The sequence below is a fragment of the Coleofasciculus sp. H7-2 genome (assembly GCF_042747725.1).
Lineage (GTDB): Bacteria > Cyanobacteriota > Cyanobacteriia > Cyanobacteriales > FACHB-T130 > FACHB-T130.
This window is the reverse complement of the sequence record NZ_JBHZGO010000108.1, coordinates 1-24,397: the sequence shown is the minus strand read 5'-3', so window position 1 is coordinate 24,397 and position 24,397 is coordinate 1. Positions and strand designations below refer to the sequence as shown.

Here is a 24,397-nt window from a genome sequence, read left to right as displayed (position 1 = left end):
TGATCGGTGGTCATTAGTCATTAGTCATTAGTCATTAGCAATTGACTAGAGACTCGTCACAGAAAGCAAATTGCTTCCTTACAAATAGGGCAGCATCAAGCGCACATTTTCTTCATCGCGTTCATGCACCAGAGCCATTTTAGATATCCGCCGTTTTCGGTCAGAACTCTTGTGCTGTAGCAGGTGACTTTTGAAGGCTTTGCGGTGGACGATTTTGCCGCTGCCGGTGGCTCTAAAACGCTTTGCCGCTGCTTTACGGGTTTTCAGTTTAGGCATGGATGGTCTTTAATTCGACACAATCTATAAAGTTAGCACTATTTAGGCTGATTAGACAAGTTATAAATTTCAAATCTCAGGCAGAATCATAGCAGGTTTGCCCTTTTGAAATGCGATCGCTAGGGAGAAATTCACATCGCTTATTCGGGCAACTTTTAACCGATGAAGCGATCGCCATCCCCGGAAAACAGTTCATCAATGTGATGGCGATGATGGCGGCTCGCCCTTACCCTTAGTGTATAAAGTGTAGAACGCTCTTAACCCTTACTGAACCAGAATCCGCCCGGTGTAGCCCGATCCGTTGTAGCGTTGAAGTACGTTTTGGGCGATCGCTTCCGCCTTCCCCACCTCCACCAAAGCAACGCAAGCGCCCCCAAACCCAGCACCCGTCAAGCGTGCGCCAAATACACCACGGGTTTCTTGCAACATCCTCACCAGCGTATCCAGCGCTGGCACAGAAACTTCGTAATCGTCTCGCAAACTGGCATGAGAAGCATTCATCAACTCGCCAAAGCGCTCCGCAGAGACTCCCTGTATCGCCTCCAGCACCCGATTATCCTCTGTAACCACATGAAGAGCGCGACGCCGCAGCGGTTCGGGTAAAGACTCTACAGCTTGCGGATCGGTAATATCTCTGAGCGCCTTCACTCCCAACAACCGCGCTGCTTCCTCGCAATCAGCACGTCGCTGGTTGTAGCCACTTGCCGCCAGGGTACGAGGTACGCCGCTATCGATTACCACAACTTCTGCTCCCTTTGGGAAAGGAAGAACTCGACGTTCCAGCGATCGCGTGTCCAGAAACAGCATCGAATCGGTGTCAGCAAGGCTCGACGCCATCTGATCCATAATCCCGCATTGCACGCCAGCATAGTGAATTTCCGCCTGCTGTGCGAGTTGGGCGATTTGCACATCATCAAGAGTCAGTGAAAGAAGCGATCGCAATCCTCTGAGAGTCGCCACTTCCAGCGCCGCACTACTAGACAAACCTGAACCGATAGGAACGGAGGATGTAACGTACACATTAATCGGCGCGATGGTATTACCTTCCTGTTCTAAAAGTCGGATACACCCAAATATATAACTTGCGAAACTAGACGGCGTATGACTGCTTTCTAAAACGTCTACTTTTTCATCAAGTTCCGCAGAGTAAAAGTGGTGCTGTTCATCTTTGCTAAAACCCAATTGTACCGTCGTTTTTTGGGGGATAGCTGTCGGGAGGACAAATCCATCGTTATAGTCAGTGTGTTCGCCTAGTAGGTTTACTCGTCCTGGTGCGCTGGCTTCGATTTCTGGTTCTGTACCGAATATTTGTTGGAAATTCATCATGGTTTGTTGAGAGAAAGTACCTGGCGATGTTCGTAATCGCAACTTCTGCCCCCCTTTTTTTGAAGGGGGGCAGAAGTTGCGAGAGCTTTTATCAAACGAAGTCTGCCTTCGCCGACTGTCGAGACGCAAAATTCGCGTTTTTACAAATAGATTTGAAACCAGCTTAGAAACTCCCAACTATATAGACTCAGGATTCAGTTGAATCATCTCCCAAGTCGTATAAGTTCCAACCGGACTCCAAAGCACATAGGGGAGTAATAAAAGAGCAGCTAATCCAGAAATAGGTAATACAACCAATGCCAAAAGAATTCCTAAAATTGCGCCAGATCCCCCTAATATCGTACCGACTGTGAGACTACGGAGTCTGAGCGTGGTAGGAATGTAAGCGACTGTGACAATTTCCAATAGTAGATAAAGTGCCATTAATAACGAAGTTTTCAGGCTACCTGGATCTTGTTCCCAAATTATGGTTGCTGATAAAGCTCCGCCTGCAAAAACAATCGTCCAGATAAACGGAATCAGAGGCTCAAAGACAAGCCAACTAGGTCGGTTCAAGTTTTTGACCCATTGAGTATCGCGCGGTCTAAACAAGAGACTTCCTAGCGCGACTAATAAGGTCACGCCCCCAATAATCATCATTGATTTGATCATTTTTTTACCCTATGCGATCGCTACCGCGTGCCCAATGGTCTATTGCTATACTTGCGCTCCCGATCGATCTGAAGCAACCCGTACAACTCGATCGTGTCAATTTAAAGAATGACTTTAATCAGTCTTTGGGGTGAGAGTGTATGCAATTTTGACTGTTTATAGATAGATAGCGATCGCATTCCACATCGCCTTCCACTTTTACCCATCCCCACTCGCAACTTCTACAATTTTTGAGAAATGGCTTGTATGGCTACCTTCAGAAAAACACTTTCAGCCTTAGTCTTCAGCACAGTCTGCTTTTCCTTATCTGCACTGATGGCACCTAAAAGCGTGCAAGCTGCTACATTAACCACATTAACTTTTGATGAGTTGCCGACTCAACCAGTAGATGATTTAAGTGTTAAGGGCGTTACATTCGACTTTAAAGTAAATGGAGAAGACTCAACTGCTGCCACCTACAATGTTGTCAGAAAATTGAATCTCGGAGGTTTAACAGGCATTCCTGGAGCATTTGCTCGACTTGATTTATCACCCCCCGTCTTAGAAATCGGTGCGCTGGGAATGTTAACACTTGACTTCGCCATGTCTACCTCTAATATTATGTTCGACGTGGCGAAGCTAGGGGATTTTCAATTTCAGCCTATACCCAAATTAACCGTCCAACTCTTTGACGAAGACTTCACTTCTGTTGGTATTAGCGAGTTGACTCTGGATGAAGAACTCATCGATGAGTTTCCCTCCCCGATTAGAGATAGTGTTTTAGGCACTACTTTTACCTACAGCGGAACCCCTGTAAAACGGGCAGTTGTAGATTTCACTAACGATTCAGGTTCATGGGGATTTGACAACCTTAGTTATCTAACCGCCACTCAAACCGCTTCGGTTCCCGAACCAGGTTCTGTATTGGGTTTACTGGCATTTGGTGCTTTCGGTGCAACTTCAAGACTCAAGCGCCAACAAAAAAAGCAGATTAACTCGGCATCCTAGACAAAGCAACCACCGCTTTAGGAAAGCGACTCTTCAACGCTGGTATCACCGGACACGGTTTTTTCTCCTGTAAATTGTCTTGATTATTCCAGTTGAAAGTGTTCCAGCGGAAAGGTCCTTTTTGAGCAGCTGCCATCCAGAGTAAGCGCTTCGCCCGTGTCATCGCCACGTAGAGGAGGCGGAATTCCTCTGCGTTTTTGAGCTGTCCCGCTTGTTCCCAGGCTGCGGGTGCTGGGGGTAAGGGATATTGACCGTGGAGACTGGCGCGAATCTGTGCCCTAGCGACCTCTGCTAGGGTAAAATCGCCCAGGAATTGGGCGGCTGTGGGCACCCAAGGACTGCCGGGAATGCTATCTTCGTGCAAAAACGGCATAAAGACATAATCCCAGTCCAGTCCCTTGGCTTTGTGCATGGTGATGATGGTGAGTTGACCGGCGCGGATATAGCGGGCGTCTGTGTCCTCAGTTTCTACGGGTTCAAAGCGTTCGGAATTCACAATTTCGCTTAAGACTTCCAGGGTGGAACTCATGGAACTGTTGCCGTAGGTTTGCTGGGCGATACGTTCGGCTAATTTATCCGCTGTGGCCAATTCGGACGGGTCGTATTTTAAGGTGAGAGCTAGAAAGGTTGGCAATTGGTAGTGTGGCAGTTCCAAGCGGGCGCGAAGCAAACTGCGACAGTACCGCCCCGCCTGATGCACGGGTGGCGTTTGGGGAGGGTCGAGAGGGCCGGGATAGAGAAATTGCTCTGGAAAGGTGGCGAGGGCGTTGAGGTCTTGGGTGGGAATCAGCTGGCGCTGTACGAGTACTTCTAGTGCGGCTTTTATGTAGTCGGGGGAGTGGGGGCGATCGAGAAATTGCAGGAGGGCGAGGATTTCGGTGGGGACGTTAGAGTGGCGATCGCTCTGGGAAACATCGTACACCTCAATCTGGTGCTGATGCAGATAACTCAGCCTTTCAGCCACAAATCGGGCTTGCCGATTTTCCCGCACCAAAACCGCCGCCCGACCTTGGGGATTTTTCTCAAATAATTCGATCGTCCGTTCTCCGATCAACTGGACGGTGTGGTAAATGTCGCGGGGGGTGTAGATTTCCAATCCTCGACCCGTTGGTTCGGGGTTGGCGTCAGATTGGGGATCGCCAGCGTCAACGGGAAGAATTGTTTGGGGACGAAAGGGAAGTTCGGTTGGGTTTTGGGGGGATTTTGACTGCTGGATGGGCGAAGCATTCGCATCTGAATGGGTCGCCTGTTGCCCAGATCGATCCGCCGAATGCTTTGCCCCTACCACTGACTCTCGGCTCCTCCCATAGGTGCGATTCACCCACTCCAGGACGAAGTTCGCGGCGTCAACAATTGTCTGGCTGCTCCGACCCGCGCGATCCATCGTTGCCAAGCGTTCCTGGGCTTGGCAGGCTTCGCAGAAGCGACGAAAGTAAATCGGATCGGCGGGGGTGAAGGTGGAGTTAATCGCCTGGTTGGGATCTCCCACGCGCACCAAGTTGAGGACTGGGGAATTGTTCGCGGGTTGAGCGGCGAGAATTTCTAACAGTCGGCTTTGGAGGGGGCTAGAGTCTTGGGCTTCATCTTCAAAGACGGCAAAGACTTGGTTTTGCCAAAGTTGGCGGGCGCTTTCGTTTTGCAGCACCCGCAGGGCACCGAGAATCATTTCGTCGTAGTCGATCAAGTCGCGCGATCGCAATAAAGCTTGATATTGCTCGTACAACCCGGCAGCTACGCTCAAAATTCCATAATCATCCGGCGTCTGTCTTGCGAGTTCCCACAAATTCTCCGGTAACAATCCAGAGCTTTTTGCTTCGTGAATTACTGTGTTGGCAAGACTTGGCAAGACTTCGGTGCGTAAAACTGCCTGACGGCGCAACCGCTCGGTTTCTTCCCCATCAAATTGCCATCCCTCTAACAGCGTGGAATAGCGCCCAGGATTGTGGGACATCCATCGCTCTACGCAGTCCCGAATCAAGCGGTGACTTTGGTTCGGAGAAACCAAAGTTACAGTTTCCAAATTCAAACCCGATAGCTCTGGATGACGGGTGGCAATATTCAGTGCCAAACCGTGCAACGTATGGACAACAAAGCCAGTTTGCGGTAGTCGCAAATCCTCCCGCAGGCACTGGCGAATCTTGGCTTTAATATTTGCCGCCGCCGAGCGAGTAAAGGTGACAACGACTAAATAGCGTCGAGTATGCAATTGGTAACGAGCGATCGCTAACGCCGCCGCTACTGCCATCCCGGTAGATTTACCTGCACCGGGTACGGCAGAAACCGCTAAAGGGCCGCCTCGCCAGTCAGCCATGCTTTGCTGCCCCGCTCGCAACCCATTGCGGAGTCGCTGCATTGCCTGTTCGCGCACTGCTGCCAGCGACGGCTGAGCCAAATCCGGCACCATTTGGGCTGCTGTACCATCTGGGTGAATTAGATTATCGTCATTCATGGCTAATGGAAGACTGGCTAAACAGCTAATGGCTTGTAGAGACGCGATTTATCGCGTCTGAGTTTTGAGTAGAGACGCGATCGATCGCGTCTGAGTTTTGAGTTACAAGAGAATTCTTTAATTCCAAACTCAAAATTTAACACTTAAAACTTTTTACCAATTAGCAACTGACAACGGAAAAACATGAATCGCCTAAAGTTCTTTTTACATTATTTAGCGCTAGCTGGGGTAATTGTCTTGGGCGCTGCTTTGCGGTTTTGGCATCTTGACCTGAAACCGTTGTGGCTAGATGAGGTGATTACAGCGTTATTTAGTTTGGGACGTACTTACGATGATGTCCCGCTCAACGTAGTTTTTCCCCTATCAACCTTAAAGCAAATTTTTACCCTGAAGCCAGACGTTAGCTGTGCTGAAATTGCTCATACACTTGCGACTCAGTCTACCCATCCTCCCCTATTTTTTTGCCTGATGCACGGCTGGCTAAAAATACTCAGCCATCAGCACTCTTCCCTCAGCACTGACTTGCGATCGCTACCTGCGATTTTCGGAGTAGGAGCGATCGCGGCAATATACTGGCTGGGTCGCATCGCCTTCTTTCCCGCCGCCGGTTTGATGACCGCCGCAATTATGGCGGTTTCCCCCTTTGGCGTCTATCTTTCCCAAGAAGCACGGCACTATACCCTACCGATACTGCTGATTACCTTGGCACTGCTGGGATTAATTCAAATTCAGCAAGACCTGGAAAAGAATCGGCAAACGAGATGGCGCGTTTGGCTTGGCTGGGGCGTTGTCAACAGTATTGCCTTCTACGTCCACTACTTTTTTGTCTTGGCTTTTGTGGCGCAGTTGGTGACGCTCCTAGCGATATTTTACCAGCGGCGGCGATCGCTTAAAATTCACACTTGGGTGGCGCTGGGTCTGACAATCTTGGGGATTTTACTCAGCTTTATGCCTTGGTTGCCGGTACTGCTGGGACATTCTGGACGTTCGGAAACCAGTTGGCTTCCGTCTCCCCATAATGTTGCTCCTTTATATCAAACTTTGATCGGTTGGCTGCTGATGGCGATCGCGCTACCCGTAGAAGATCAGCCTCTATGGATGGCGATTCCATCGGGGCTGCTGATGCTTCTGTTTGGCTTTTGGCTGGGATGGCAAATTTTTGATGCTTTTAAGGTAAAGAGGCAATTAACCACCTCTGGAGGGCGCACGCAAGCAAATCCAAGTCGCTTTAAAACCCTCTCCACCCTCTCCTACCCAGCAATTTTCACCTTGGGTAGTTTCACCCTTTGCGTGCTGCTGCAATTCTTTGCCATTATCTACCTGCTGGACAAAGACATCACCATTGCCCCTCGCTATCACTTTGTCTATTACCCAGCTTTGTGCGCCCTTTTGGGAGCTATCCTCACAATCGGGACTGCGGTAAAAGAATTGCGGAGTGAGGATGCACAAGAAAATTCTGATGGAAATGCCCGGACTCAGCAGCAAAGCAACACTCCATACTTACTCCTGAGTCCTGAGTCCTCATTTCTACTGCTAGTTTGCCTTCTCAGCAGCATCTTTGTCGTTTCTAACCTGGCATTCTTAAAGCCCTTTAACCCCCTGCGAGTCGCCCAGCACATGAACTTAGAACCGACCGTTCCCCTGATGGTTGTGGTGGGATACAACGATTCCCAGGATGTCGCTTTAGGGTTAAGCTTTGCCCTGGCAGTCGATAAAATCCGGGCACCTGGCGTCGGTAGTTTTGAGCCGGAGGGAGAGAAAGCCTACTTTGCTTTCTTAAACGCGAAACCTAGTTATGATGCCCTTTGGCAACATCTGTCTGGCATCCCAACTCCTTTAAAATCGCCGCTGAACTTGTGGGTGGTTGCCCCTGGACTCAAGCTGGTGGATTATCCCCAGTATTTGGCACTTGCCGAGCCAACGAGTTGTACGATTGACTCCACTCAGCACTACCGAATCGGGGTTCCTTATCAGCTATATCGGTGTCAGTAGTCAGTTACCGGATAGCTAATGGCTAATGCAATACGGTTCACGAATCAGGCAACGTTACTCAACGTACACGGCTTAGGTTGACTGAACTGGTTACTTGCGCTCTGGATGCGCTGCCACATAGGGTGGGGGAGTTCCCATGCGGTTAATTGTAGAAATCATCTGGTACAAGCGCCCCAAATCCCGTTGGTTGAAGTACAAAACTAGACGAGGCAAATCTAATGTTTCATCCACTGCCTCTTCGGGTAATGCCTGAGTTTTTTCAATTCGTCCCTTCACCAAGATGTCGCTGAAGTCAGCATTCAGCTGTTCAACCTCTGCATCCGATACTTCAGACTTAAGACGGAGGACAAATTTATCCTCAACATAGCGGCTGGAATGATAAACCCGGTAAAAGCGATTGATCGCTTCACAAGCGACCTCTAAGTTATCTGTAATTGTGTATAAACTCGGATCGTCATGACTAACTAAACCGGGTTCGACTAAATGCTTGCGAATATAAGCATCCCATGCTTGCCAATAATCGCCGCCAGGACGGTCAATTAATACCATCGGTACGGGGCCATATCTGCCCGTTTGGCAAAGCGTCAAACATTCCAAAGCTTCATCCTGGGTGCCAAACCCACCTGGAAACAGAGCGATCGCATCGCTTTCTCGCAGGAAAAACAGCTTCCGCGTGAAAAAATACTTAAAAGGAATCAGCTTGCGATCGCCTTCAATAAACGGGTTTGCTCCCTGTTCAAAAGGTAGCTGAATATTCAAACCAAACGATTTTTCAGCTCCAGCGCCTTCGTTTCCCGCCTGCATAATCCCTCCACCGGCACCCGTCATCACCATATAACCCAGCTGGGTGACACGCCGAGCAAACTCAACCGCCATGAGGTATTCGGGACTATCGGGCGCAACGCGAGCCGAACCAAAAATCGTTACTTTGCGGACGTGCCGATAAGGATAAAAAACTTGAAATGCCCGCTCCATATCTTGCAAAGAAGCGCTCAAGATTTTCCAGTCCAGCCGGTCGATTTCCTCCCCAGCCAGTCGCACCAGCACTGACAGCGCCCGTTGTATCCATTTCCCATGTTTCAGCTTCGGCAGCTGGTGAATTAGATCGGCTACGTCTGATTCCAGCGACTCAAGGGCATTAGAAGGAGGAGTAATGGTCATAATTTATGCAAGCACCAGCGGCACTTTATTCTAACGAGATTCGCCCCAGCATCGCCGCCACTGGTATCATTCTATACGATTTTTCTCCCCAACCGGCTCTCAGCGCCTGTCTATCGGAAAGGTTGAAGCTGCCATTAATGGTGCCGAACTCCTCAAAAAAACCCGTTTTCTTGTAGAAAACGGGTTTTTGCAGGTCGTGCATATCGTTCGTGATTTGGAACCACCTACTGAATGGCTCAAGAAGGCGAGCAAAAAAGACAAATGACAAGCAGAACTCCCCAGCCAGCACAGAGCGTCTGGGTTGATAAGCGTCTAGTTCCCGAAAAAATAGGTAACTATACTGACGGTTTAGCCATTGTTACTTGGAAAAAGTGGTTAGAGATACTTTTCCAAAGTATTTGCCAAAGTGGTTTTGGGAACCGCACCCACCACCATATCCACCCGTTGACCGCCTTTGAAAATCATGAGCGTGGGAATGCTGCGAATCCCATACTGGCTGGCAACGTTAGGGTTTTCATCGGTATTAAGTTTGACTACTTTTACTTGACCGTCGTACTGCTGGGCAATTTCCTCCACCACAGGCGCAACCATCCGGCAAGGTCCGCACCAGGGTGCCCAAAAATCTACTAGAACGGGAACTTCACTCTCAAGTACTTCTTGTTTAAACGAAGCGTCTGTAACTTGTGCGGCTGCTGACATGCCTAGAAATCCTTAGCGTAACTGTTTCTAATTTTTAGCAAATTCTACCATAGGCAAAACAGACATCTTCTGACTCAAAAGGTATACATTTAGACATAATTGACGAATCAGTGGGTTTGACTGCAGGCAGGCAGGCGATTATTTTAACCCTAAATAAGGAACCGCCCGAACAGTAGTCCGGGCGGAGTGTGGTGTGAGGAGTGAACGGAAACTTGCGTCTCCGCTTTCTCTATTCTAAGCGACAGCTTTAGATTTTCCAGTCCTCCGAGCAGGAGTCCGGAATTTTTTAAGGAACGCAAATAAGGCAGTGGGTCTATTTACCCATTCCCAACTGCTGTGCTTTCTGGTAGACCTTCCCTTCTGTCAGCAAAGAGGGTGCAATTATAACTTCAACTTGCTGCATCTGCTTGATATCTTTGGCTCCCAGCGTGCCCATACTGGTTTTCAAGGCTCCCAGCAGGTTATGGGTGCCATCATCCAGACCGGCGGGACCGCGCAGGATTTGTTCGCACGTCCCTGTTGTGCCGACTCGAATGCGAGTACCACGAGGGAGAACGGGGCTAGGTGTTGCCATCCCCCAATGATACCCCCGTCCGGGTGCTTCTTTGGCTCTGGCAAACGGAGAACCAATCATCACGCCGTCAGCACCGCAGGCGAGCGACTTGCAGATATCGCCGCCAGTAATTAAACCGCCATCGGCAATCACGGGGACATAGTTGCCGGTTTCGTCGAAATAGTCATCGCGGGCGGCTGCACAGTCGGCAACAGCGGTGGCTTGGGGAATCCCTACGCCCAAAACGCCACGAGAGGTACAAGCGGCACCGGGGCCAATCCCCACCAACACGCCAGCCGCACCCGCCTTCATTAAGTTCAGCGTCACGTCGTAGGTGACGCAGTTCCCTAAAATGACCGGGATTGGCATTTCTTGACAGAATTGAGCCAAATCTAGGGGTGTTACTGACTCCGGCGAGAGGTGAGCGGTAGAAACCACTGTCGCTTGCACAAAGAACAAGTCAGCACCCGCTTTTGCCACAGCCGCGCCGTACTTTGTCGCTCCCGCTGGTGTGGCGCTGACTGCTGCAATGCCGCCTTGTTGTTTAATTTCTTGAATCCGTCGTTCGATTAATTCTTCCTTAACGGGTTCTGCATAGAGTTCTTGCATCAGCGCGACAAACTCTTCTTTCCCCACGGAGGCGATGCGATCTAAAATCGGCTCTGGGTTTTCATAGCGAGTTTGAATTCCTTCTAAATTGAGGACGCCTAATGCCCCCAGTTGAGATAGTAGAACTGCCATGCGGACATCGACTACCCCATCCATTGCACTGGCAATAATGGGGATTTCTCGCTCAATGCCGCCGATGCGCCAGCGGGTATCTGCCAAACTGGGGTCTAGCGTCCGATTTCCAGGCACTAGCGCTATTTCATCGATGCCATAAGCTCGGCGAGCTGTCTTGCCCCGCCCAATTTGAATATCCACTCTTAACTTCCCGTTCCCAAGACTATTTAAGTTAGAGTATCAAATTCAATGGGGAATTTGTTCTGGGCTGGGGGTCAAGTTAGCTTGGGCGATTGAAATCGCGGCTACACAAACGAAGTCCGGCGAGATCGGACTGTGGGGGCGATCGCGTTTTTGAGCAAGGTTTGACAGAAGTAGGGGCGATCGCACTTTTAGTATTAGGTGCGATCGCCTAGATTAGAAAAGAGTTTAGAAGCCAAAGACTTTCTTAGCAGTCTCTACAACCCAACCTGGAGTTTGCCCGTATCCATGCGCCCAAATCCGACCATTAACCTTCACTTCCCACTTGCTACCAGGATAGGTCAATGTCGGATCTGCACTGTAGTCGCCAAGGAAAAACTGCTTGCCGTTGATTTCAAAGTAAATTCCTGTAGGAACAGGAAGCCAATCTCCAATTCCTCCGGCAATAGCTGGTTGAATTCCCAGGGGAGCAATTGCCATAGCACTACCTAAAGCAATTGAACCTGAAAGAACTAGAAAAAATGAAGCAAGCAAAGCGGTTTTTGAGCGTTTCATAGTTGCGATTCCTTTGATAAAGATAAAGTTTTCCAGAGAAACAGTTTCACTAACTGATGTAAGTCTCCTTTCTTGTTGTTTTGGCTGTTTCTGTTGGTATTCTCATCAAAGTGCAATGTTTTTTCTAGAGGAGAAAAGGGTGTTAAGAACAAAGTTAAAATTTATAGTTTAATATCTTGTAAAGCCAGACATAACAAGGGTTTTAATTAAGATAAATTTTAGGAACTAAAATCTCTTAAATCCCTTAACCTCCTGAAAAAGTTGTTATCTGCCCTGCACGCAGCTAAAGTCCCGACAAACCGGAGTTAAGCCAAGCATCATGACTCTACTAAAGGCAAGACGCGATCGCGGTCGGATACTAACTGACAAAGGATGGAAAAGAATCTGGGATGCGATCGCTTTATCGTTTCCTGACAGGCAAACCATCCAAGCCATATCAGAACAAACTGACCCTAATGTTAATCCAGAAGCAGTAGCTTTTGTATCGTGTGATACAGTATCTAATATTGTGAATCGACGGGAAGCGGCTGACAAACCAAAAATCGAACATCTTTTCAAAGCCTTTGGGCTAACACTGGATAAGGATGACCATATCTCTGCTCTTAAAACTCCTCAGCTAGAACCAACCGCAGAGAGTACAACATCCAAAAATTCTAATTTTGTGGGGAGGGAAAGCGATATCGCCCACCTCAACACCCGTGTCAGCCAAGGGGCGAAAGTCATCGTCATACAGGCACCTGGCGGCGTGGGTAAGACAACTTTGGCAGGGCAATATCTCAAAACTCAAGGGTTTGATTTGGTGCTGGAACTCCTGATGGCAAAGGAGAAAGAGAACATCACCGCCGTCGAGAGTGTGATTGAAGAATGGCTCAAACAGGATTTTCAGGAGGAACCTGGGCGGGAGTTTGGGATAACGCTAGGGCGGCTAAAACGGCAACTTCAGACGCGCCGAGTTGGGGTGTTGATTGATAACTTGGAACCTGCACTCGATAAACAAGGCAGGTTTATTGAACCGCATCGCCGCTATGTGGAACTGTTGCGAGTTTTGGCTGATCCAACCGTGCAATCTGTGACGCTGATTACCAGCCGCGAACCGCTGGCTGAATGCGTAAATGTGGCAAACTATTCCTTGCCTAGATTGAATCAGCAGGCATGGCAAGAGTTTTTTTGCAGCCGCAACATTGATATAGATGATACGGCTCTGCGGGAAATGCACAAAGCTTATGGTGGCAATGCCTTAGCGATGACAGTCCTCTGCGATCCAATTGTAAGAGATAGGGGTATGACAGCCTATTGGCGAGAACATCAAGTCGAAGCTGACTTATTAGTGGAATTAGCTGTAGAAAACCTCATTAAAGATCAGTTCAACCGTCTCCAAGAAATTTACCCGGAAGCCTATCGACTCCTCTGCCGTTTGGGATGCTTTCGCTATCAGGATGTGCCGACTGTCCCCCTTGAGGGGCTGTTTTGTTTACTTTGGGATGTCCCAGAAGCACAGCGTAGACGCATCATTGAATCGTTGCGAAATCGGTGTTTAGTAGAGTACAAAAAGGGAGAATACTTGCTGCATCCAGTAATTCGGGCAGAGGCGATCGCACGTTTGAGACCAAGTGAAGATTGGGAAGAAGCCAACCGGAAAGCAGCAGCATTTTGGACAGAGAATGTTAAGACAGTTGAAACTGTAGAAGAAGCACTGAGAGCGTTAGAAGCTTATTATCACTATGTGGAAATTAAAGATTTTAATTGGGCTGGTAATGTCATTACTAAAGAGAGAAGTAATAAATGGCAAAAAGATGAAGATTTAGGTATGTCATTCAGCAGATTAGGTCTATTACAACAAATGACAACTGCGATTAATCAAATAATAAATAATCTTAATCCTAGTTATACTGCAAGTAGGATTTATAATATATTGGGCGATCTTTATTGGTTAACAGGACATACTCAATCTAGTATTGAATCTCATAAAAAGTCTGAAGAGATTGCAATTTTTATTCAAAATAAAGGTCTTGAAATAGTTGCTTATTTTAATAGAGGTCTTTGTCACATAGATTTATTAGAAATTCAAGAAGCAGTAGAATTATTTGAAAAAGTTATATCACTCTCAGAAAATACAGAATGCCATAGATACGCAGTACAATCTTGGTATTGCCTAGCGTTTTTAAAGTCATTTTTAGGTCTTGGGCAGGAAGCATTTTACTTAGTCGAGAAGAGTCAACATGAAAGCTCACCTGGGAGGTCGACTACATGGGCCGTAGGATATAGATTCTTGTTTTTAGGTCAAACATACAACAATTTAGAAGATCATGAAAAGTCTTTTGATATGTACCGCAAAGCGATCGCGTATGCTGAAGAAAGCCACTACACGCAGGTTAAGGCTAAAGCTTTAACTGGTCTAGCAGAGCTTTATCGAGAACAGGAAAATTTTGATACAGCACTTTCAAACCATTCAAAATCAATAGAATTGCTGGATAAAATAGGCGCTAAATGCGATCTTGCTGAAGCTTATTATCAACTTGCCTTGACTTATCAAAAGATGGGTGAAAACGAGAAGGGTCAGACAAACTTTAAAGAAGCAATTCGACTTTTTGAGGAAATGGAAGCACCAAGGCAAGTTGAGAAAGTGCGACGTGCAATAGGAGAAAAATAGATGAACAATAAACTGGTTGAATCGATTTTACATTGAGTTGACATAGCGCGATCGCATTCCTCTCATCAACAGCGCGAACTGACAAGTCAGCCCTTCGCTATCGCATTCTCAAAAATGCGCTCAACACCGATTATTTTGCACAAAGTTCACATCATTAATGCGCCGCAGTATTTTGTCATTTTTGCCGAGTACCCGCATTTGGCAAGAATGATTAGCGCCTGGTGATATTAGGACAAAAACACCGTTAGTGGCTTCGTCGCGCAGAATCTTCCCGTTATCAAAGGTTATTTCGACAGCAGCGACTTCTGGTGAGAGTACCTTACCGTAAGTGAGGGCGTAAGTCTCACCTTTATCGTTCGAGTAGTTGCTACCTCCATACCACACCAGCTCCTCTGGCGGTAACGGTGGGCGATCCAGAAAGAATTCAGCGCTGCCATTCCCAATCTGTTCCCAGCCACTTCCTTTACGTACAAGGACACTGTGACCCAATATCTGCGGCGCAGATGGCGCTATAGAACCCCACCCCCAACCCCTCCCCGCTTGCGGGGAGGGGAGCCGGAGCCGCAGGCGAGGACGGGGTGGGGTTCCGGCTCTACTCAACCGACAATCTAATTTCCGCTGTTTTTGCGATCGTCTTTTCCAGTTTCTAAACTCCCTAGCGGCTTGGATGGCGGTGGGGGAGGCGTTGGCATTGTTACCAGCGTTTGGACTGATGGCTCTTTTTTAGGAGGTGTCTGGGGAATGCTAGGCGTTGGTTTTTGGGAGGAATCGCCTGTTATCACCTCGGTGGGAATACTGCCGTTGTTGCTACGAACCAGATTACTAACTTGACCAATTAATGAGCCTAATTTGCCATCTTCTAGCAAGGTGTTAATTAAAGCTAAGCCGCTGGTAGAAAGTAACATTTTGTTGATGTCACCGGCACCGTTGCCGTTGCTGCCATTTGCACCGGGGAAGGAGTAAATTCGGGCATCGCCGATCACTCCTGGTTGAGGTGCCAGTGCCTTGACAATTTCTGGTAGTTTATCTGCGAGATCGGGCCAAATTGTGGTGATAATCTTGGCAGTGAGGTTAGCGTCGCTGATAGTATTTTGGGCGGCAATTTGGGCTTGAATACCTTCAGCTTCGGCTAAAGCTTTGTCGCGGTTGGCATCTGCTAGAGTGCGAATTGCTTCGGCTTCAAGTTCCGCTGCTTGTTGGGCAATTTCTGCTTGCCTTCTGCGCCGGAAAGCGTCAATTTCTACGACGTTGCGATCGCTAATACTCTTCTCTTGGGCTTCTCGTTCGGCGGCAATAATTGAAAGCTGTTTGTCCCGTTCGGCTTTTTCAACTGAACTGGCGGTTGTCACAGATGATTCTGCCTTCGCTTGTTGTGCCTCGGCGACAAAGCTTTCGCGTTTTTTGTTAGCAACTGCGATCGCTACCTCTTCTTGGGCAATTCTTGACAGTTTTTCTGACTCCGCTACCTGCACTTGCGCTTGTAGGCGAGAAGATTCTACTGTCTGCTGACGGATAATTTCCGCCATTTCTGCTTCTTGTTTTTGCAGTGTTTGCGCCACCTTGAATTGTTTATTGCGTTCTTCTAGGGAAATATTTGCCTCAATTTGACCTTGTTCCACCGCCAGTTTTTTCTTTATCTCTCCCTCTTGGATGATGCGCTGACGGGTAATTTCCGCCATTTCTGCTTCTTGTTTTTGCAGTGCTTGCGCCACCTTGAGTTGTTTATTGCGTTCCTCTAGGGAAATATCTGCCTCAATTTGGCTTTGTTGCACTCCCAATTTCTTGCGAATTTCTTCTTCTTCAACGGATTTAAGCTGTAAAATCTTGGTACGCTGTACCGTGGCTGCTTCTGTGTCTTTCGATTCTTGAATCTCCCGCTCTTTTTGAGCTTTCAGTGCTTCTACTTGCAGTTGTTGCTCTAGTTTAGCGGTTTGTTTCTCTTGCTCAATTTGGAGCGATCGCTTTTGGGCATCCAGTTCTTTCTGTTCAATGGTAACTTGAGTGGTTAATTCAACTTCTCGTTTTTGCTGAATCGAGCGTTGAATCGTTTCAGTCCGCAGTCGCACGCCTTGAGCATCGAAGAAGTTATTCGTGTCGTAGGTATCGCTTTCTTCTATTTCCGAAATGGCAATATTGTTCAGCGTCAAACCTACTTTCTTCAAATCTTGCTGAACTAAATTTAAAACAGCATCAGCAAACCCAATCTTATCCGAATCAATCTCGGCTAAACTCTTATTTTTCGCCGCTGCCCGAATCGCATCATCTGCGCGTTTTTCCAGAGCATCTTTAATATCTTCCGGCGTAATTTTCCCGGCCCTGGACAGTCTAGCCGCCGCCGTTAAAACATCTTGTTCGTCGGCATTGATGCAGACATAGAATGTCACCCGCATATTTGCTCGGAGGTAATCTTGGGTACGAACTGCCAACTTCCCGGTGCGCTCAACATCAATAGAAATTTCCCGCAAAGGTACGCGGGTAAGCTGATGGAATCCAGGTAAAACAACGCAACCGCCATAGAGAATGACAGATTTACTTTTAATGAAAACGCCGCCCGTTCTCACAAAAGCTTCGTTGTTGGGTGTAACAACATAAACTCGCGTATACGCCCAAATGCTTAATAGCAGTAATACAACTAAAGCACCAATAATTCCTGGGAAGACAATCCCACTTCCCAGTTGGGCAATCGCTGGTTGTATTGGGGCTGGCAGTGTTTGAGCGATTAAAGTAGACTCATTTTTGGGTAAATTTGTCTCGGTTTGCCATTGTTTCTGCGATTCAGATGTGGTGGCAATCGGTAATGATTGGATGAAGGTAAGCCAAAATAGCATAATTTTGAAGAAGTTGGTTGTTAGTTGTTAGTTTCTCTAGCGATTGGAAGTTGCGGATATACAGATGAAATCTACCTAGGCAACTTGAACTTCTAAAGTCGGCGTTAGCGTAGCGTGCGCGTAAACGCACAGGTGGACTTTGTTTGGATAGCGGTGTATTTTATTCTTCAGGAATTACGCAAATAGCACCACATCTGAGGGCAACCACAAGGGATTGCCCCGACAAAACGCTATATGTATAAGCTTTGCGTAAGTCCTGTTCTTCTGGGATTTCTTACTTGATTTTGTGTGCATTTTCTAGCCAATGTTCTTGATCGAGACTATCTTTGGCGACGACTAAATAGTGGTGTTCCAAACGTTCAATGACTAAGACTTTTTCATTGCGACGCGGGAGAACAGTTGCCCAATCAGGTAAAGTGGCGCTGATGGTGACAAGATTTCGCGCTGAATCGATGACATCTACCTGACCAATTTTGCCTCTGTGTTTATGGGGAATAAAGGCAGAACTTACGGTGCCGAAGCAACCAATTAAGCGATCGCTACTGGCATCTTCCCCAAAGGCGGCAAAGATTTTTCCCAGTGGTCGAGCAATCAACCCCCCCAGAAACAGGCTGATAGCCATTGAACCTAATAACACCACTCCCCCTAATCCAAAAAAACGGTAGGGGATGCCACCTGTGAGGCTGCCAACCCAGACATTGAGCATCCAGCCGATGACACCCCAGAGGCTAAAGTCAGTTCCTAATAATAGGATTAGCGGCGCTTTGCCAATGCCTAGCCATCCCAGGATTTCCAAGGAGTCGAAGTCACCATCTGCATCGGTGTCTACGTCTATAACATCTATGTCGGTATCTATGTCAGCATCTATGTCAGCATCTATGTCGGAGTCTCCCCCACCGGAAACAATCACCAATAGGAATAATAGGACTCCCATCCCTAGAAACATCCAGTAGGGTAGGTTGGCTGAATTAAACAGCATGAATGCCTAGTGTCCTTAATTGAGTTGAGTTGAAAATTTTAGCGTTTCAAGACTTACGGAGGAAGGTGCTTAATGGAGAAGTTTGTCTTTGAGCTTCATCGATTAATTAAGCTGACTGCACTTCGATCGTCTCAGAGCGGTCTCGGCGATTCGGCTCACTCTTTGGCTCAGTTGTTGGCTCAGTTGTTGGCTCAGTCCGCCTGAAGCTAAAACTCTAAATTTCACCAAATGTGGGTCGTAATCAGCCCAATATGGTTCACTAAGAATAGTTGTAGGTTGGGTTGAACGATAGTGAAACCCAACATAAGTTATTGGTGTTGGGTTTCGTGCCTCAACCCAACCTACGCAGGTTTTGGATTGTTAGCTTTAAGCGAACCGTATTGATGACAACCCTTGATCAAACGGCTTTCTTAAAGTTGTACATTGAGTGAACTGAGATAAAACATCACCAGTTGTAGGTTGGGTTGAACGATAGTGAAACCCAACATAAGTTATTGGTGTTGGGTTTCGTGCCTCAACCCAACCTACGCAGGTTTTGGATTGTTAGCTTTAAGCGAACCGTATTGATGACAAGTCTTGATCAAACGGCTTTCTTAAAGTTGCACATCGCGTGAACTGAGATAAAACATCACCAGCGTAGCCACAATTCCGGAAAAACCGGAAAAACGATAACTTTTTTTAATTTTTATTCTTTATAAAGAGAATTTTATCGTTTAAATTTAATTATTTCATAAATAGCATCCTTCTAAAGGCAGACTTTAAGAGCAATAAACTTCAGTAATGGGATAGAGGTAGGACGCTAAAGCCTGTTTTAGGTTGAAACAATTATCTTCATCAGGAACGCAAATGTCTGCATCTACGAACCAGTCAGCTCTGGCTTGCTATTTCACAGTGTTGCAAATGCCTTTGAGGCAGCGCGACTTGCAAGCACTTACTGAAATATTTGATGATTTTGACACAGACGAGCTAATGCAGTTGGATGCGATCGCTCCTTTAGAGTCAATAGGATTTCTGGAGCCTTGGGAGGAAACCGCGTGGGTGACGCTTACCCAAAGCCAGTATGAGTTGGAAGGTGCCCCAGCGTAAGGAAAGCGGCGAGTTGCGTATGTTTGTTCTCGCGCTGTCAGTTAATCAGAGCTTAAAATTAATATAGATAAGCACTTGAATATTTAGATATAGCTTTTAAGCTTTGATTCAATCTGAGACCTTAGAATTACTCGAATGGCCCCGCCTGTGCCAGCATTTGTCTACTTTTGCTGCCACTAAGTTGGGCGCTCTAGCTGCCAATCATCTGCAAATTCCAGCTACTCAGTCAGAGAGCCTGCAACTCATCGCCCAAACTCAGGAAGTTTACCAGTTGGAGAATCGTCTTTCTCCGGGGTTGACTTTTGAAGGAATTCAGGATATAGGAGATTCTCTGGAGCGAGCGGAACTTCAGGGAATTTTAGCGGGGGAAGAGTTGCTGGCGATCGCCACCACCCTGGCTGGAGTCAGGCGTTTGCGGCGCATGATTGACGATCAAGAAGACGTGCCGGTGCTGAAAGCGCTGGTTGCCGATATCCGCACCTATCCAGAATTAGAGCAGGAAATTAACCACTGTATCGATGAAAGGGGAGACGTAGCAGATAGGGCGAGTGCCAAGCTGGGCGGAATTCGCATCCAACTGCGGCAGCTGCGCGATCGCATTTATCAGACATTGCAGGGGATTTTGCAGCGCCAAGCCAATGCAGTGCAGGAACAGACGATCAAACAGCGGGGCGATCGCTTCGTGATTCCCGTCAAAGCACCGCAAAAAGACGCCATTCCCGGCATCGTCCACGACACTTCCAGTAGCGGCGCGACGCTATTTATCGAACCGAACGCGATCGTGCAATTGGGCAATCAATTGCGGCAGTTGCGGCGTCAAGAACAAGTGGAAGAAGAAGCCATCCGCCAAGTGTTGACGGCACAAGTAGCAGCCGTGAAGCCAGATTTAGAGCAGTTGTTGGCAGTGGCGACAACTTTGGATTTGGCAACCGCTAGGTCACGATACAGCTATTGGTTAGAAGCGAATCCTCCCAGATTTATCGAACGCACCCCCCCAGAAAAGCCGGGGAACCGGGAAGATGAGGAGTCTGGAGAATCCCCAGCCAAAAATCCCCAATCCAAAATCGAAAATTCCATCACCCTGCGCCAGTTGCGCCATCCTTTATTGGTATGGCAGCAGCGACACGAAAACGGGGGTGCAGTCGTGCCCGTAGATTTACTGATTCAGCCAGAGATTCGGGTCGTAACAATTACTGGACCGAATACCGGCGGCAAAACCGTCACCCTAAAAACCCTGGGATTAGCCGCACTGATGGCAAAAGTGGGGTTATTTGTCCCGGCGCGGGAGCCGGTAGAATTGCCTTGGTTTGATTTAGTGCTGGCAGATATTGGCGACGAACAATCTTTAGAGCAGAGTTTATCGACTTTTTCGGGGCATATTCGTCGCATCAGCCGAATTTCTGAGGGAATGACGCCAAATACGCTAGTTTTGCTGGATGAAGTGGGAGCGGGAACCGATCCGGCAGAAGGGAGTGCTTTAGCGATCGCTCTCCTCCAGTATCTAGCAGACCATGCCAATCTAAGCATTGCCACCACCCACTTCGGCGAACTCAAAGCGCTCAAATATGAAGACGAACGGTTTGAAAATGCCTCGGTGGAATTTGACGATCGCACCCTCAGCCCCACTTATCGACTGTTGTGGGGAATTCCCGGACGTTCCAACGCCCTGACGATTGCGCGACGCTTGGGATTGAAGGCGGAAATTGTCGAACAAGCTCAAACTTATGTGGGAGGTGCTTCAGAAGACATCAACCAAGTGATTGCCGGACTGGAAGCACAACGCCGCAATCAAGAAACTAAAGCAGCTGAAGCTAGTCAGTTGTTGCAGCAAGCGGAGCGTTTTTATCAGGAGGTGTCGAGAAAAGCTGCCGCTTTGCAGGAACGGGAACAGCAGCTCAAGCTTTCCCAGGAACGCGCTGTACAGGAAGCCTTGATTCAAGCCAAAGGAGAAATCGCTCAAGTGATTCGGCGGTTACAGCAAGGCTCAGCCACTGCTCAAGATGCTCAAGGTGCAACCAACGCCTTGAATGAAATTGCCGAACGTCATCTTTTGCCCTCGCCGCCACCCAAACCAAAGCCGGGATTTAGCCCAAAAATGGGCGATCGCGTCCGCATTCCTCGCTTGGGACAAACCGCCGAAGTGCTGAGCAATCCAGACGAAGCTGGTCAGATGAGCGTGCGATTTGGGTTAATGAAAATGACCGTCTCCCTTGAAGATATCGAATCTTTGGACGGTCAGAAACCCGAACCCATCACTAAAGCCAAACCGACGGCTACTCCAAAAGAGCAACCCGCACCCTCCAAACCGCAACCCACAATTCGCACCTCCAAAAATACCGTCGATATTCGGGGGAGTCGAGTGCCTGATGCCGAGATGGCATTAGAAAAAGCGATCGCTCAAGCGATGGATGCGGGTTGTTTGTGGATTATCCACGGCAAGGGAACCGGACGACTGCGAGAAGGTGTCCACGAATTCTTGAAACAGCATCCTCTAATCGAGCGTTTTGAATTAGCTGGCACTCCAGAAGGTGGCACGGGTGTCACAATCGCCTATATTAAGTAGCGAATTACTAATAGCTAATTGTTTAAAAACAGTTAGCCATTCGCCATCAGCCGACGACAGGAAACTTACTCAAAACCGCGATAGTCTGGTTTCAAGACTCGTAACGGCGAAGTTATCACCAGTTGCGTCACCTAAGCTAAAAATATGCCCTCCATCGTGAAGACACCAACGACGCCAACCCCCCACTGGGAGGATTTACCCCTTGCTTCCGCGCCAGATCCAGTACAGTTGGACAATATCAAAGCCCAACTGGATTTAATTTTATTGGCTCTTGAAGCATTGGCAGGCATCGGTTCCGACGCGATACTTCAAGCCGCAGCTCAATTGAATTTAGAGTCAATGGTGGCAGATCGGGTGGCTTTGTGGCGACTGCGCCAGTCTAACCCCATGCGGAAGAGTTCGGGAGGGCGGAAAAAGTTAGATGTGGAGGAAGCGCGATCGCTTGTTTTAATCATCTGTCACCTTGCCAGACAGCAGCAAGAGCTAATCCGCCGTGCCGTTGCCTTGCTCGAACAGCTAGCCGAGCAAAACCGGGAACCCCACGAAGCTTCTTTACTGGGAGATTATCTTGATGCCTTCAGCAACACTTACCAGGAACGCATGGAGGAAGAAGAAAATGTATCGTCCGACGCTTTGAGCCACTTGGCTTTGAAACTTCTCATCGATCTCCTGTTCTACAGTAGCCCCAATGGTCATCGGCGTCTCTGGTTAGCACTTTTGGATCGCGCCCGCTAGCAATTCACACTTAGCAATTAGCAATCCTTTCAATTAGCAAAATGGTTTTGCGACGCTATACACCCCCCACCTGCACGTTGGAAATCCAGGCGAAAGACTCGCCCCTGTCTCGCTGGGCAGGACAACCCGTGCTGAAGCATCTACGATTTGAGCTAAGCTTTGACGATCCGCGACAGCCAGAAGATCGACGAGTATCGATTCGCGGAAATCGCGCTCAATTAGAAAGCCTTTGCGAAGCCGTTAGCACCTACGTGCAGGACTTCCTTCAGCAATCCCCTCGACCGCAGCCGGTGGCGCATCAAATGCCCGTAGGCGAGCCGATGGTCGCTGCTGCTGCCCCCGCCCAAGCGGCAACCATTCTTTCCCCGCCCGAATCCCCCCATTTTCAAACCTTTGTCCCCTATATACAACCGAGGGGACTTTTGTCCCACGACCTATTTTTGGGGCATTTGGCGACTGAAGAAACGGGGTCAGTCGTGACGCTGAGTGCGCTGCAACTATTCGACTTAGCCACGGCTTTGGATGAATACAACGCTGAATTAGTGGCATTGCCTCCCCTCAACCGCACCCAGTGGTTGAAAAATCCGCCCCTCTGGACTCGGACGGCAGCCATCTTTCTGTTGGGGGTGGGTATAACAGCCGCCACGCTCAAGCTGCTGAACCAGCCTAGTCCCACTGTCATCTCCTCTGCACCGGCACCCACTGCATCACCCAGCACCCCGGCACAAGTGCCCGGTTCCACCGAGGTGTTGCCAGTTCCGACAACGACGCCTACGGCGGGAGTGCCGACGCCTCCTCCTTTGTCCTCCGTGTCGCCGACGCCGACTGGGTCTCCTTCGTCCATTTTGTTATCTCCGGCCCCTGTAGGCACGCCGACACCTTTCAATGCCAAAAGCCCAGGGGTCGTCGTTGTGCCTCGGAATCCCCCTGGAAATTCCAGCCCCATTTTCACCAATCTGCCCCCCATTCAACAACGTTCTGCCCCAGAGGGAAGAGCCATTTTCCAGCCCCCTCCTCCCAGTAATTTTCCTCCCATCCCCAAACCCCCGGCTGAACAGCCAAAACAGGCTATCCGCAATAATCTCCCGTTCGATCCGATCCCCAGTAGCGGCGGGGTGACAGCGCCCCGAATCGGGCAACCGGCTCCTGGTGACAGCGCCTCAAGTTCTCAAGGCACAAACCAGTCTGCATCCCCCAATGCCGGGGGCATTCCTCCCGCGCCTCCCCCGCTTCCCAATCTGCCGTCGCTTGCCAGCCTTCCGGCTGAAAGCTCGGCTGCAAATAACAGCGAACCTAGTCCCGGTACGACTCGCGGCAGCGTTGCCCCACCGGCGGGGAAACGCGATCGCGCCCAAACCAGTAGCGATCGCGCCCAGGAAGACCGGCTATTTGACACGATTCCCCAAGTTGCACAAGTGCGGAACTATTTCCAACAGCAATGGAAACCACCCGCCGGTCTGACACAATCGCTGCAATACTATCTCCGGCTCAATCCGGATGGCTCCATCGAGCGCATTCGACCGCTTGGAGAAGCGTCAGTCAAGTATATTGACCGTACTGGGATGCCAGTACCGGGGAAACCGTTTGTTTCTCCCATCGAAGGCGATCGCAATGCCCACATCCGGGTAGTTCTTGGCTCCGATGGCAAAGTGGAAACCTTTCTGGAACCTTAAGCGGGTTGTCGATCGAGAAAAAGAGAATTCTTCAGAAACCGGGTTTTTTAAAACCCGGTTTTTTTGTTTTCCCAGCAAATTAATCTAGCAATTCTCGATGAGATGCCCTAGGGTTTGACCCCACCCCTGCCCTATACACTGGAACACCTCTCCCCAAACCCCTCCAAGTGAAAACCGCTCTATCGGGACTTAAACGAAAATCAAAAGGAAAAGAAAGTATAATGCTTGCAGAGTAAACAGTTCACGTCGAGGTTTCTCCCGATGAAACAGACAACTCCCGCCGCCATGCCCCCTTGCTTTGATAGATGGT

Annotated in this window: 23 protein-coding genes; 11 read left to right on the top strand and 12 right to left on the bottom strand. The window is 48.6% G+C overall.

Features of this window, described 5'->3' with window-relative positions:
• Positions 1-78: 78 nt before the first annotated feature.
• Complete coding sequence (rpmI, locus tag ACFW2W_RS23690; RefSeq protein ID WP_190413800.1) at positions 79-276, bottom strand: 50S ribosomal protein L35; 198 nt, start codon at positions 274-276, stop codon at positions 79-81.
• 110 nt (positions 277-386) lie between these two features.
• Between rpmI and ACFW2W_RS23685 the strand changes: the two genes are divergently transcribed.
• The gene (locus tag ACFW2W_RS23685; RefSeq protein WP_378184120.1) at positions 387-512 is read left to right on the top strand and encodes a hypothetical protein; all 126 of its coding nucleotides are present in this window, start codon (positions 387-389) and stop codon (positions 510-512) included.
• A 28-nt stretch (positions 513-540) separates the two neighbouring features.
• Here the strand turns inward: ACFW2W_RS23685 and galK are convergent, their stop codons facing one another.
• A complete protein-coding gene (gene galK / locus ACFW2W_RS23680) occupies positions 541-1,599 on the bottom strand; it encodes a galactokinase (protein WP_378184236.1) in 1,059 nt (352 codons plus the stop codon).
• Between the two features lie 180 nt (positions 1,600-1,779).
• Positions 1,780-2,253, bottom strand: a complete 474-nt coding sequence (locus ACFW2W_RS23675; protein ID WP_378184118.1) for a TspO/MBR family protein — start codon at positions 2,251-2,253, stop codon at positions 1,780-1,782.
• A gap of 11 nt (positions 2,254-2,264) precedes the next feature.
• Here ACFW2W_RS23675 and ACFW2W_RS23670 point away from each other — a divergent pair, with 11 nt between their 5' ends.
• Together ACFW2W_RS23670 and ACFW2W_RS23665 are read left to right on the top strand one after the other, a co-directional pair.
• Positions 2,265-2,387, top strand: a complete 123-nt coding sequence (locus ACFW2W_RS23670; protein WP_378184116.1) for a hypothetical protein — start codon at positions 2,265-2,267, stop codon at positions 2,385-2,387.
• A gap of 112 nt (positions 2,388-2,499) precedes the next feature.
• Entirely contained in the window at positions 2,500-3,240 is a 741-nt protein-coding gene (locus tag ACFW2W_RS23665; RefSeq protein ID WP_378184114.1) for a PEP-CTERM sorting domain-containing protein, read from the top strand.
• Here ACFW2W_RS23665 and ACFW2W_RS23660 read toward each other — a convergent pair.
• Positions 3,224-5,689: an ATP-dependent helicase gene (locus tag ACFW2W_RS23660; protein ID WP_378184112.1), complete on the bottom strand. Its 2,466-nt coding sequence runs from the start codon at positions 5,687-5,689 to the stop codon at positions 3,224-3,226. The genes ACFW2W_RS23665 and ACFW2W_RS23660 overlap by 17 nt on opposite strands.
• 183 nt (positions 5,690-5,872) lie before the next feature.
• Between ACFW2W_RS23660 and ACFW2W_RS23655 the strand changes: the two genes are divergently transcribed.
• A complete protein-coding gene (locus ACFW2W_RS23655) occupies positions 5,873-7,681 on the top strand; it encodes a glycosyltransferase family 39 protein (protein WP_378184110.1) in 1,809 nt (602 codons plus the stop codon).
• 90 nt (positions 7,682-7,771) lie between these two features.
• On the opposite strand, the gene ACFW2W_RS23650 is transcribed toward ACFW2W_RS23655, so the two are convergent.
• The 4 genes from ACFW2W_RS23650 to ACFW2W_RS23635 all read right to left on the bottom strand — a co-directional run bounded on the left by ACFW2W_RS23650 (position 7,772) and on the right by ACFW2W_RS23635 (position 11,018).
• Positions 7,772-8,842, bottom strand: coding sequence for an LOG family protein (locus ACFW2W_RS23650; RefSeq protein ID WP_378184108.1), 1,071 nt, complete (start codon positions 8,840-8,842; stop codon positions 7,772-7,774).
• Between the two features lie 25 nt (positions 8,843-8,867).
• Positions 8,868-9,044 (bottom strand): hypothetical protein, encoded by a 177-nt coding sequence (locus ACFW2W_RS23645; protein WP_378184106.1) that lies wholly within the window; start codon positions 9,042-9,044, stop codon positions 8,868-8,870.
• A gap of 173 nt (positions 9,045-9,217) precedes the next feature.
• Positions 9,218-9,541: a thioredoxin gene (gene trxA / locus ACFW2W_RS23640; protein WP_378184104.1), complete on the bottom strand. Its 324-nt coding sequence runs from the start codon at positions 9,539-9,541 to the stop codon at positions 9,218-9,220.
• A 313-nt stretch (positions 9,542-9,854) separates the two neighbouring features.
• Entirely contained in the window at positions 9,855-11,018 is a 1,164-nt protein-coding gene (locus ACFW2W_RS23635; RefSeq protein WP_378184102.1) for a GuaB3 family IMP dehydrogenase-related protein, read from the bottom strand.
• A 92-nt stretch (positions 11,019-11,110) separates the two neighbouring features.
• On the opposite strand from ACFW2W_RS23635, the gene ACFW2W_RS23630 reads away from it, so the two are divergent.
• Positions 11,111-11,233, top strand: coding sequence for a hypothetical protein (locus ACFW2W_RS23630; protein ID WP_378184100.1), 123 nt, complete (start codon positions 11,111-11,113; stop codon positions 11,231-11,233).
• Between the two features lie 13 nt (positions 11,234-11,246).
• Here the strand turns inward: ACFW2W_RS23630 and ACFW2W_RS23625 are convergent, their stop codons facing one another.
• Positions 11,247-11,498 (bottom strand): hypothetical protein, encoded by a 252-nt coding sequence (locus ACFW2W_RS23625; RefSeq protein WP_378184098.1) that lies wholly within the window; start codon positions 11,496-11,498, stop codon positions 11,247-11,249.
• 394 nt (positions 11,499-11,892) lie between these two features.
• On the opposite strand from ACFW2W_RS23625, the gene ACFW2W_RS23620 reads away from it, so the two are divergent.
• Positions 11,893-14,223, top strand: a complete 2,331-nt coding sequence (locus ACFW2W_RS23620; protein ID WP_378184096.1) for a tetratricopeptide repeat protein — start codon at positions 11,893-11,895, stop codon at positions 14,221-14,223.
• A gap of 120 nt (positions 14,224-14,343) precedes the next feature.
• On the opposite strand, the gene ACFW2W_RS23615 is transcribed toward ACFW2W_RS23620, so the two are convergent.
• The 3 genes from ACFW2W_RS23615 to ACFW2W_RS23605 all read right to left on the bottom strand — a co-directional run bounded on the left by ACFW2W_RS23615 (position 14,344) and on the right by ACFW2W_RS23605 (position 18,030).
• On the bottom strand, positions 14,344-14,823 hold the full coding sequence (locus ACFW2W_RS23615) for a hypothetical protein (protein WP_378184094.1): 480 nt from the start codon (positions 14,821-14,823) through the stop codon (positions 14,344-14,346).
• Between the two features lie 8 nt (positions 14,824-14,831).
• The gene (locus ACFW2W_RS23610) at positions 14,832-17,051 is read right to left on the bottom strand and encodes a flotillin domain-containing protein (RefSeq protein ID WP_378184092.1); all 2,220 of its coding nucleotides are present in this window, start codon (positions 17,049-17,051) and stop codon (positions 14,832-14,834) included.
• Between the two features lie 274 nt (positions 17,052-17,325).
• Positions 17,326-18,030 (bottom strand): DUF1449 domain-containing protein, encoded by a 705-nt coding sequence (locus ACFW2W_RS23605; RefSeq protein ID WP_378184090.1) that lies wholly within the window; start codon positions 18,028-18,030, stop codon positions 17,326-17,328.
• A 72-nt stretch (positions 18,031-18,102) separates the two neighbouring features.
• Here ACFW2W_RS23605 and ACFW2W_RS23600 point away from each other — a divergent pair, with 72 nt between their 5' ends.
• The 5 genes from ACFW2W_RS23600 (at position 18,103) to ACFW2W_RS23580 (ending at position 24,087) form a co-directional block, all read left to right on the top strand.
• Positions 18,103-18,234, top strand: a complete 132-nt coding sequence (locus ACFW2W_RS23600; RefSeq protein WP_378184088.1) for a hypothetical protein — start codon at positions 18,103-18,105, stop codon at positions 18,232-18,234.
• A gap of 642 nt (positions 18,235-18,876) precedes the next feature.
• Complete coding sequence (locus ACFW2W_RS23595; RefSeq protein ID WP_378184086.1) at positions 18,877-19,116, top strand: hypothetical protein; 240 nt, start codon at positions 18,877-18,879, stop codon at positions 19,114-19,116.
• Positions 19,117-19,219: 103 nt separating this feature from the next.
• The gene (locus ACFW2W_RS23590; protein ID WP_378184084.1) at positions 19,220-21,679 is read left to right on the top strand and encodes an endonuclease MutS2; all 2,460 of its coding nucleotides are present in this window, start codon (positions 19,220-19,222) and stop codon (positions 21,677-21,679) included.
• A gap of 144 nt (positions 21,680-21,823) precedes the next feature.
• Complete coding sequence (locus tag ACFW2W_RS23585) at positions 21,824-22,414, top strand: DUF3038 domain-containing protein (protein ID WP_378184082.1); 591 nt, start codon at positions 21,824-21,826, stop codon at positions 22,412-22,414.
• A gap of 41 nt (positions 22,415-22,455) precedes the next feature.
• On the top strand, positions 22,456-24,087 hold the full coding sequence (locus ACFW2W_RS23580; protein ID WP_378184080.1) for a DUF4335 domain-containing protein: 1,632 nt from the start codon (positions 22,456-22,458) through the stop codon (positions 24,085-24,087).
• Positions 24,088-24,397 lie beyond the last annotated feature (310 nt).

Bases quoted from the DNA above. Each gene is read 5' to 3' on its own strand.
- rpmI (WP_190413800.1), bottom strand. From the start codon at position 276: ATGCCTAAACTGAAAACCCGTAAAGCAGCGGCAAAGCGTTTTAGAGCC.
- ACFW2W_RS23685 (WP_378184120.1), top strand. From the start codon at position 387: ATGCGATCGCTAGGGAGAAATTCACATCGCTTATTCGGGCAACTTTTA.
- galK (WP_378184236.1), bottom strand. From the start codon at position 1,599: ATGAATTTCCAACAAATATTCGGTACAGAACCAGAAATCGAAGCCAGC.
- ACFW2W_RS23675 (WP_378184118.1), bottom strand. From the start codon at position 2,253: ATGATCAAATCAATGATGATTATTGGGGGCGTGACCTTATTAGTCGCG.
- ACFW2W_RS23670 (WP_378184116.1), top strand. From the start codon at position 2,265: ATGCGATCGCTACCGCGTGCCCAATGGTCTATTGCTATACTTGCGCTC.
- ACFW2W_RS23665 (WP_378184114.1), top strand. From the start codon at position 2,500: ATGGCTACCTTCAGAAAAACACTTTCAGCCTTAGTCTTCAGCACAGTC.
- ACFW2W_RS23660 (WP_378184112.1), bottom strand. From the start codon at position 5,689: ATGAATGACGATAATCTAATTCACCCAGATGGTACAGCAGCCCAAATG.
- ACFW2W_RS23655 (WP_378184110.1), top strand. From the start codon at position 5,873: ATGAATCGCCTAAAGTTCTTTTTACATTATTTAGCGCTAGCTGGGGTA.
- ACFW2W_RS23650 (WP_378184108.1), bottom strand. From the start codon at position 8,842: ATGACCATTACTCCTCCTTCTAATGCCCTTGAGTCGCTGGAATCAGAC.
- ACFW2W_RS23645 (WP_378184106.1), bottom strand. From the start codon at position 9,044: ATGCACGACCTGCAAAAACCCGTTTTCTACAAGAAAACGGGTTTTTTT.
- trxA (WP_378184104.1), bottom strand. From the start codon at position 9,541: ATGTCAGCAGCCGCACAAGTTACAGACGCTTCGTTTAAACAAGAAGTA.
- ACFW2W_RS23625 (WP_378184098.1), bottom strand. From the start codon at position 11,498: ATGGCAATTGCTCCCCTGGGAATTCAACCAGCTATTGCCGGAGGAATT.
- ACFW2W_RS23620 (WP_378184096.1), top strand. From the start codon at position 11,893: ATGACTCTACTAAAGGCAAGACGCGATCGCGGTCGGATACTAACTGAC.
- ACFW2W_RS23610 (WP_378184092.1), bottom strand. From the start codon at position 17,051: ATGCTATTTTGGCTTACCTTCATCCAATCATTACCGATTGCCACCACA.
- ACFW2W_RS23605 (WP_378184090.1), bottom strand. From the start codon at position 18,030: ATGCTGTTTAATTCAGCCAACCTACCCTACTGGATGTTTCTAGGGATG.
- ACFW2W_RS23600 (WP_378184088.1), top strand. From the start codon at position 18,103: ATGGAGAAGTTTGTCTTTGAGCTTCATCGATTAATTAAGCTGACTGCA.
- ACFW2W_RS23595 (WP_378184086.1), top strand. From the start codon at position 18,877: ATGTCTGCATCTACGAACCAGTCAGCTCTGGCTTGCTATTTCACAGTG.
- ACFW2W_RS23585 (WP_378184082.1), top strand. From the start codon at position 21,824: ATGCCCTCCATCGTGAAGACACCAACGACGCCAACCCCCCACTGGGAG.
- ACFW2W_RS23580 (WP_378184080.1), top strand. From the start codon at position 22,456: ATGGTTTTGCGACGCTATACACCCCCCACCTGCACGTTGGAAATCCAG.